The 1,266-nt window shown below is 66.3% G+C and carries 1 protein-coding gene and 1 pseudogene; both read right to left on the bottom strand.

Annotated elements, in window-relative coordinates:
- Positions 1-91 precede the first annotated feature (91 nt).
- Positions 92-955, bottom strand: a complete 864-nt coding sequence (locus ACFV1W_RS40685) for a nuclear transport factor 2 family protein (RefSeq protein WP_380422625.1) — start codon at positions 953-955, stop codon at positions 92-94.
- Positions 858-1,266: pseudogene (locus ACFV1W_RS40680) on the bottom strand (hypothetical protein); the annotation flags it as partial. The pseudogene ACFV1W_RS40680 and the gene ACFV1W_RS40685, both read right to left, overlap by 98 nt.

Raw genomic sequence — 1,266 nt, 5'->3', positions numbered from 1 at the left:
CGACACGACACCCCGTCCCTGCCGCCAAAACACCATCCCTATTCCTGACCAGCGGAAACGCACCCGTCACTCTCGGAAAGACAACGGCTTCTCAGAGTGTGGCGTTGTTGGACACCAGGGCGACGTCGTCAACCTGTCGGATGTCGCGCAGTTCGAGCTTCAGGCGGGAGCCGCTGTCGACCATCTGCTGCATGGCCGCGCGGATGGCGTCGGTGCCCGTCAAGTGGGTCCCAGGGGCAGGGACGAAGTGGGCGTTCGGCTCGTAGAGCGACACCAGACCTTCGACGTCCCCTGCCTCCAGGTACTCCATGAACAAGGTCCCCACCTGCTGTGGGGTCTCAGCGCGGCGCCGGGCGACTGCGCCGACCGGCTTGTCGCCCCAGCCAGCTGCGGCGAGCAGGTCGTACCAGCCGGGATGGGCGCCGTGGGGCAAATGACGGCGCAGCAGGTCACCGGGGAAGGTCAGCGGGGACGCCTTGTGAGGCTTGGCCTTGGCCTGGGTGAGGATGGCATCGCTGAGCGCGTAGCCCAGGTCCAGGCGCGGGAGCAGGACGTGCACATCGTCGGCGAGGCCGGATGGCAGGCTCTCGCGCTGGACTCCGAGGATGTCGGTGCCGATACCGGCCTGGGCCAGCGCGACCTCCGTGCCCTTGCGTGCGGCGATGCCGTCCGAGGTGTGCAGGGCGATGGCGTCCCAGGCGATGGCGATACGCCGTTCCTCGACGCCGCGCTCGCGCAGGAATGCCGCTGCGGTGTCAGCGCCGTCGACTTCGAAGCGCTGGTCGCCGTTGCCCTCCTCGGTCAGGCCGATGTCGTGCAGAACACAGCTGAGGAACAGCAGCTCGTCGTCGTAGTCGCTACCGGCGCAGACCCTGGTTCTGAGCGTGGGCGCGAGCGAAAACGTAGCTGCGGACGCTGTGATGGAGAACGAATGCGGGCGAGATCCGGTCCACATAGGCATAGGTGTCCCGGGTGAGGTTCGTGTCGGGCAGGTCGAGCTGCTCGAAGACGGACGAGCGTGCATCTGCGGTCATGATGTGTGTCTTTCGTTCGGATGCCCCGGTGCGGGGCCGATTGGTTCGGTGTCTCGATTGGTTCGGTGTCTTGGCGACGCGCTGACGCGTGCCGGGTCTTGGAGGTGCTGCGCGCGGCACGTGGAGCGACGGCGGATTGGGCTTGATTCGCTTTGACGGACACCCCTGATCAGGGGCTTCGGCCCCGGTAAGGATGATGTCCATCATGGAGAGCATGGGGAAGAAGAAGCCA

The organism is Kitasatospora sp. NPDC059648 (assembly GCF_042734825.1).
Lineage (GTDB): Bacteria > Actinomycetota > Actinomycetes > Streptomycetales > Streptomycetaceae > Kitasatospora.
Note: the sequence above shows the minus strand (reverse complement) of the source record. Positions and strands in the feature narration are given on the sequence as shown.

What these genes read in the sequence shown, in the direction of transcription:
- ACFV1W_RS40685 (WP_380422625.1), bottom strand. Translation starts at nt 955, where the DNA reads ATGTGGACCGGATCTCGCCCGCATTCGTTCTCCATCACAGCGTCCGCA.